The organism is Desulfovirgula thermocuniculi DSM 16036, from assembly GCF_000429345.1.
Taxonomy (GTDB): Bacteria; Bacillota; Desulfotomaculia; order Desulfotomaculales; family Desulfovirgulaceae; genus Desulfovirgula; species Desulfovirgula thermocuniculi.
In genome coordinates this window covers 1-6,256 of sequence record NZ_AUBR01000090.1, presented here as the reverse complement: position 1 = coordinate 6,256, position 6,256 = coordinate 1, and the positions used below count along the sequence as shown (strand labels likewise).

General features: G+C 60.0%; 7 protein-coding genes and 1 rRNA gene. 4 read left to right on the top strand and 4 right to left on the bottom strand.

The annotated features are described in order from the left end of the window. Positions 1-116 precede the first annotated feature (116 nt). Complete coding sequence (locus tag G454_RS0114325) at positions 117-1,544, top strand: OB-fold domain-containing protein (RefSeq protein WP_027719151.1); 1,428 nt, start codon at positions 117-119, stop codon at positions 1,542-1,544. Then, a complete protein-coding gene (locus G454_RS0114320; protein WP_027719150.1) occupies positions 1,528-2,694 on the top strand; it encodes an acetyl-CoA acetyltransferase in 1,167 nt (388 codons plus the stop codon). Before G454_RS0114325 ends, G454_RS0114320 begins: the two co-directional genes overlap by 17 nt. 53 nt (positions 2,695-2,747) lie before the next feature. Here G454_RS0114320 and G454_RS0114315 read toward each other — a convergent pair whose 3' ends face one another. Beyond that, a complete protein-coding gene (locus G454_RS0114315; protein ID WP_027719149.1) occupies positions 2,748-4,280 on the bottom strand; it encodes a YifB family Mg chelatase-like AAA ATPase in 1,533 nt (510 codons plus the stop codon). Positions 4,281-4,390: 110 nt separating this feature from the next. On the opposite strand from G454_RS0114315, the gene G454_RS19440 reads away from it, so the two are divergent. Then, on the top strand, positions 4,391-5,017 hold the full coding sequence (locus tag G454_RS19440) for a hypothetical protein (RefSeq protein WP_051276494.1): 627 nt from the start codon (positions 4,391-4,393) through the stop codon (positions 5,015-5,017). On the opposite strand, the gene G454_RS21075 is transcribed toward G454_RS19440, so the two are convergent. Together G454_RS21075 and G454_RS19435 are read right to left on the bottom strand one after the other, a co-directional pair. Beyond that, complete coding sequence (locus G454_RS21075) at positions 4,999-5,166, bottom strand: aspartyl-phosphate phosphatase Spo0E family protein (protein ID WP_156896829.1); 168 nt, start codon at positions 5,164-5,166, stop codon at positions 4,999-5,001. The two genes, G454_RS19440 and G454_RS21075, sit on opposite strands and share 19 nt — an antisense overlap. Before the next feature lie 20 nt (positions 5,167-5,186). Beyond that, positions 5,187-5,378, bottom strand: coding sequence for a helix-turn-helix transcriptional regulator (locus G454_RS19435; protein WP_035108015.1), 192 nt, complete (start codon positions 5,376-5,378; stop codon positions 5,187-5,189). A gap of 136 nt (positions 5,379-5,514) precedes the next feature. Here G454_RS19435 and G454_RS0114295 point away from each other — a divergent pair, with 136 nt between their 5' ends. Next, positions 5,515-5,874 carry a helix-turn-helix domain-containing protein gene (locus G454_RS0114295; protein ID WP_027719148.1) on the top strand — a complete coding sequence of 120 codons (360 nt, stop codon included), beginning with the start codon at positions 5,515-5,517 and terminating at the stop codon, positions 5,872-5,874. Between the two features lie 75 nt (positions 5,875-5,949). Here G454_RS0114295 and G454_RS0114290 read toward each other — a convergent pair. Continuing rightward, positions 5,950-6,256 (bottom strand): 23S ribosomal RNA (locus G454_RS0114290); the annotation flags it as partial.

The window sequence follows — 6,256 nt, the reverse complement described above, 5'->3', positions numbered from 1 at the left end:
GTCGCCCTGCCCCTCGGAGGGCAAATCAAGTATCCGGAAAGGAGGCGAATACCTGGTCTGGGGGCCGGCTCGACTGGGATTTCAAAACGGTCGGGTTTTTTGAACCAGGTGCAAGCGTGGCGGTTATAACCTCCTGTGGCACTTACATTCCCTACTGGCGGCTACCCCGGGAAGTTATCGGCCGGGCCTGGAACATGCCTTCCATACAGGGTGAGCGCGCCGTTGCCGGCGGCGATGAGGACAGCATCACCATGGCCGTAGAAGCAGGCTCCAACGCGCTGGCGGGCATGAACCCGGGAGAAATAGACGGTATATTCTTTGCCACCACCACGCCGCCGTACCGGCAAAAGCAGTGCGCCGTGACCATAGCAGCGGCTTTAGACCTGCCTCCGCACATACTAACGGCCGATTTTGCCAACGGCCTGCGGGCGGCTACGGCGGCCCTGCGGGCAGCATGCGATGCTGTGAAAAGCGGTGCGGCCCGCAACATACTGGTAGTGGCCGCCGACTGCCGCCCCGCCGAGCCGGAAACCCAGGCCGAGCAACTATTTGGAGATGCGGCGGCTGCCGTAGTTGTGTCCGCGGGCGGCACAGGTGCCGTTATAGAAAAGTTCTCCTCGGTAAACGACGAATTCATTGGCACCTGGCGAACGGAAAAGGACCGCTACCCGCGCAGCTTTGAGACGAAACACGAGCTGTCCTGTGGCTACGTCCCCGCCGTAACATCTGCCGTAGGGCACCTCTTCCAGGAAACAGGGCTCGGGCCGCAGGACTTTCACCGGGCCACCGTTGCCGCCCCCGACCTGCGTGGCCTCCGGGAGGTAATCAAGCGCCTCGGGATCGACCCCCGGCAAACGGCGGTACAGGACCCCCTCTTGGATAAGGTGGGGGACGCCGGTGCGGGCCAGCCGTTGCTCCTCCTGGCCGCCGCCCTGGAACAGGCACGTGAGGGAGAAAGGATCCTGCTGGCCAGCTGGGGGGAGGGCAGCGACGCCTTCAGCCTGGTTGTTAACGGGCGGGTCCGCTACGGGCGCAGCCTTACCTATTACCTGGCCACGAAAAAGGTCCTGGAGAGCTACGGTAGTTACCTAAAGGCGCGCCAGTTATGGGGGCGAGAAACCTACAATCCCAAATCCTCTCCAGTTGTATACTGGCGGGACCGCCGGGAACTGCTCAATTTTTACGGGGCCCGCTGCCGCCGCTGCGGCACGGTCCAGTACCCGCCCGGGCGCGCCTGTTTTTCGTGCGGGGCCAAAGACCAGTCCGAGCGGGTACGGCTGGCTAAAAGGGGGCACGTTTTTACCTATACGCTGGATCACCTGGTTTACGGGGACTATAGCTATACCCCCGTACCGCGCCTGGTGGTGGACCTGGAGGGAGGCGGGAGGGTCTTCCTGGAAGGCACGGACTGCTATCCCCAGGAAATCCGCATCGACCTGCCGGTAGAGCTGGTACTGCGCGTCGTCCACCGCGGCGGCGGCTTTCACAACTATTACTGGAAGTGCCGGCCGGAGAGGAGGCTAAAGGATGAGCGTAAAAGATAAGGTAGCCATCATCGGCGTGGGTTACACCAAGTTTGGTGAGCATTGGGACAAGGACGCCGAGGACCTTCTGATCGAGGCCGTCTACGAGGCCCTCGAGGACGCCGGCATCACCCTCCAGGATGTGCAGGCCGGCTGGGTGGGCATTTTTTACGACTTCACGGGGTGCGGCGGATCAACGGTGTCCGATATCTTAAAGTGGTTCGGCCGGCCCATTACCAGGGTGGAAAATTACTGCGCGTCGGGGATGGACGCTTTTCGCAACGCCTGCTTTGCCATCGCCTCCGGAGCTTACGACATAGTGCTGGCCTGCGGGGTGGAAAAGATCCTGGATCAGGGCAGCCGGGGCCTTCCGGGCATCGGTGAAATCGGGCATCCCGTTTACGGTGCGGTTTCGGCGCCGGGCATGTTTGCCCTGGCCGCCACGCGCTGCTTTCACGTGCACGGCTGGACCAAGGAAGACCTGGCCCTGGTGGCCGTAAAAAACCACCACAACGGTGCCGCCCACCCGCGCGCCCACTTCCGCAAGGAGATAACCGTTGAGGAGGCGGTAAACGCTCCCATGATAGCCTACCCCCTGGGGCGCTATGACTGCTGCGCCGTGTCCGACGGTGCCGCGGCGCTGGTCCTGGCCCGCCCCGAGGTGGCCCGCACCAGCCGTCACAAGGACGATTACGTGCTGGTGAAGGCCAACGCCCTTTCGGTGCACACCATGCTGCCCATGTACCAGCCCGGCTTTGACTACCTGGGATTTCCCGCAACGCGGGATGCCGCACGCATGGCCTATGCCGAAGCAGGCATCAAAAACCCGCGGGAAGAAATAAGCTTTGCCGAGGTGCACGACTGCTTTACCATCACCGAGATTCTCAACTACGAGGACCTGGGGTTCTGCGAAAAAGGCCAGGGGGTAAAGTTCCTGCGCGAGGGCACGCCCTTTCTTGACGGTAAGCTTCCCGTAAATCCGAGCGGCGGCCTGAAATGCTTCGGCCACCCCATCGGGGCCACCGGCTGCCGCATGCTGGTGGAGGTTACCAAGCAGCTCCAGGGAAGGGCCGACGGCTATCAGGTGAAAAACCCCCGCCTGGGGCTGGCCCACAATTTAGGCGGCGCCGGCACCACCGCCGCGGTGACCATCCTAGGCTTAAGGGAATAATGCTGTTGCCTTTTTCGGCCCCGGCCCATCATCAGGCCTGGGCCTTTTTGCTTTTACCCCCAGTACCGCCCCTCCAAGCTGCGGTACTGCAGGGCTTCGGCCAGGTGCGCCGCCTCGATGACCTCGCTCCCCTCGAGGTCGGCCACCGTGCGGGCTACTTTCAGCACGCGCTCGTAACTGCGGGCGCTCAAATTGAGGTGGCGGAAGAAAGAAGGTATTAAGGCCCTGGCCTCTTTGCTGAGCACGCAAAAGCGGCGCACCTGATCCGGAGTCATGCGGGCGTTACACGAAGTCGGCGTTTTGGCAAAGCGCCGCCGCTGTATTTCCCGGACCTCCTGCACCCGCCTTTTAATTTTTGCCGAAGGTTCGCCCGGGAGGGAACCCGCCAGGTCTTCGTAGTTTACCCGCGGCACCTCGATGTGTATGTCGATGCGGTCCAGCACGGGTCCGGAGATGCGCCCCAGGTAGCGCTGCACCTGGTGAGGTGTACAATGGCACTGCCGCGTGCTATCCCCCAGGAACCCGCAGGGGCAGGGGTTGGCGGCGGCCACAAGCATGATGCTGGCGGGGTAGGTTATCGTGCCGCCGGCACGGGAGATGGTGACCACACCGTCTTCCAGGGGCTGCCGCAGGGCTTCCAGCACATCCCGGTGAAACTCCGGAAGCTCGTCCAGGAAAAGCACCCCGTGGTGGGCCAGGCTGATCTCTCCCGGGCGAATCTGGCGGCCGCCGCCGATTAAACCCACCGTGGAAGCGCTGTGGTGGGGAGAGCGGAAGGGCCGCTCGGTAATCAAAGGAAAGCCGGGCTTCAAGAGACCGGCGAGGCTGTAAATTTTGGTAATCTCCAGGGCCTCCTCGAAGGTGAGATCCGGCAAGATGCCGGGAAGGCGCCGTGCCAGCATGGTCTTCCCGGAACCGGGACTGCCGACCATCAAGATATTGTGCCCCCCGGCAGCCGCCACCTCCAGGGCACGGCGGGCAGCCGCCTGGCCCCGCACGTCGGCCATGTCCGGGCCGCCGTCTCCCTCCTTCTTCATTAAGGCGGCAAGGTCGACGCGGTACGGGCGGATTTCCTCTTCGCCGCGCAGGAAGGCACAAAGCCGGTCCAGCCTCTCCACCGGGTAGACGCGCATATCCTGCACAAGGGCGGCTTCGGCGGCGTTCTCCAGGGGTACTATTACGTCCCTGACGCCCTGCTCCCTGGCCGCCAGCACATTGGGCAGGACGCCGGCAACGCCCCGCACGGTACCGTTGAGGGAAAGTTCGCCAAGAAAAACAAACTTGCTTGCCGCAGCCTGATCAAGCTGCCCTGTGGCCGCCAGGATGGCTACGGCAATGGGGAGGTCGTAGAGAGGGCCTTCCTTGCGGAGGTCCGCCGGGGCCAAATTTACCGTGATGCGCCGGGCGGGAAACTCAAAGCCGGAGTTTTTAAGGGCTGACCTCACCCTGTCGCGGGACTCCCGGCACGCCGGGCCCGGAAGGCCGACAATTTCAAAACCCGGCAGGCCGTTGGTTACATCCACTTCCACCTGCACCAGGCACCCGCACAAGCCGTGCAGGGCCGTGCTTTTAACTATGGCCAGCATAAAAACTCCCCCGGAGCTTTTTATCACTCTCTCACTGTCACTTTTCGCCAAGGGGGCACGTTTTCCTACCGGCAATGCTGTGGTATACTTCCTGGGGGAGGAGGTCAAACATGGGCGAGGTGCTGGGCAAAATTGAAAAACCCCAGGTTGAAAAATACCGGGGAGAGCGCAAGATTTACCTGGTACCCCTTGTATATCTCCCCAAAGAAATACCGGCGGAATTGCGGGAAATTATCGATGCCTACTGGCAGGAAGCGGAGCAGCAGGTAAGGGGACTGGAGCAAAAACTGGGGCCGGCGAAAAAAATTTACCATGAATCCCTGGCCGTAGGAGGCGATGCCGGGCTAAGCATGCTGGAAAAGTTTTATGAAAAAAGCTTCCCTATGGTGAAGGAAAGGGTTGGACACGGCGCAACCCTGGAAGCCCTGGAGGACATGGAACTGTTCACGGAAGTCATGGACTGGGGCAACTGCCTGCAGGTGGTGGTCGGACACAGGGCCTTTGAGGTGCTCAGCAGGCTTTACCGCGAGGCCAGCGAGAAAAGGTACGAGCATATCTCCCGCCGGATTGATCAAACGCTCGGCAGTAAAGAAGCAGGCCTTCTCTTCATCCGTGAAGACCACGGCGTGCAGTTTCCGCAGGACATCCAGGTTTTTTACGTTTCGCCGCCTTCACTGGATAAAATTCACCGCTTTATAAGAGAAAAAATTGTCCGCCGTCAGGACGACCGCGGGTAATAGTACTCGTAAATATGCCGTTGGAATTTGACCACCAGCCTGTCAAGGCGGCGGCTGGCGCGCAAAAGCTTTTCTTTGTCCTGCGGGTTTATCCTGTACAGCCGCCGTCGCAAGCGCTCAATTTCCAGCAGTATAGACAGCAAGTCCATTTTCAAATCTCCCTTCTCAACTAACTGGTAAACAACTCCTTAACCGACTTACCGAGGATTTCGGAAATGCGCAAGGCGGTTTCTACGGAGACGCCCCGCTGCCCGTTCTCAATCATGCAGTAGTGGCTTTTCGAACGGAAACCCAAAAGGCGGGCCATCTGTTCCTGGGTGAGCCCTTTCTCTTTTCTCGCCGCCTTCAACCCCGCTCTCATAAAAGACACCCCCCCCCTGTTCACATCACGCTAACTATCTAAATTCTAGTTCACGTGGCGATAAATGTCAAGCACTACTTGCAAAGTTCACACATTGTGATATAATGAGGAGGAGGATATTTAGGGGGGAAATTGCTTGCTCGGCCAGCGCCTGCGGCTTTTAAGGCATGAAAGGAAACTTACCCAGGAAGCGCTCGGCAAAATTCTCGGGGTGGGCAAAACGGCTATTTCCCAGTACGAGAAGGGAACCCGCAAGCCGGATGCGGACATGCTCAAGCGCATGGCCGAGTTTTTCAACGTATCCGCGGATTTCCTTTTGGGTTTAACGGATAAGAAGATCCCTCTTTTGAGGGAGCAGGACCCTAACTATTTTCCCTGTGCGCCCTCTGAGGAAGACGAAATGCTCTCCCAGTTGCCCGATGAAGCCAGGCAGAGCCTCAGGGATTTCAAGGAGTACATTTTTTACAAATACGGCCAGAAGAAAACGGGAAGGTAAAAAAATAAACACACCCCCGCGTAATTGCGGGGGTGTTTCCCTGCTCCCTCAAAACTTCACAGCGGAGGCACCGCCGGAATCAAGCCCTCGACCTATTAGTACCGGTCCGCTCAACCGGTTACCCGGCTTACACGCCCGGCCTATCTACCTGGTAGTCTTCCAGGGGTCTTACCGGATTAACTCCGCGGGAAACCTCATCTCGGGGCGGGCTTCGCGCTTAGATGCTTTCAGCGCTTATCCCTCCCAGACTTGGGTACCCAGCTGTGCCCCTGGCGGGACAACTGGTACGCCAGCGGTCTGTCCATCCCGGTCCTCTCGTACTAGGGACGGCCCCCCTCAAGTTTCCTGCGCCTGCGGCGGATAGGGACCGAACTGTCTCACG

Bases quoted from the DNA above. Each gene is read 5' to 3' on its own strand.
- G454_RS19435 (WP_035108015.1), bottom strand. From the start codon at position 5,378: ATGAGAGCGGGGTTGAAGGCGGCGAGAAAAGAGAAAGGGCTCACCCAG.
- G454_RS19440 (WP_051276494.1), top strand. From the start codon at position 4,391: ATGGGCGAGGTGCTGGGCAAAATTGAAAAACCCCAGGTTGAAAAATAC.
- G454_RS21075 (WP_156896829.1), bottom strand. From the start codon at position 5,166: ATGGACTTGCTGTCTATACTGCTGGAAATTGAGCGCTTGCGACGGCGG.
- G454_RS0114320 (WP_027719150.1), top strand. From the start codon at position 1,528: ATGAGCGTAAAAGATAAGGTAGCCATCATCGGCGTGGGTTACACCAAG.
- G454_RS0114315 (WP_027719149.1), bottom strand. From the start codon at position 4,280: ATGCTGGCCATAGTTAAAAGCACGGCCCTGCACGGCTTGTGCGGGTGC.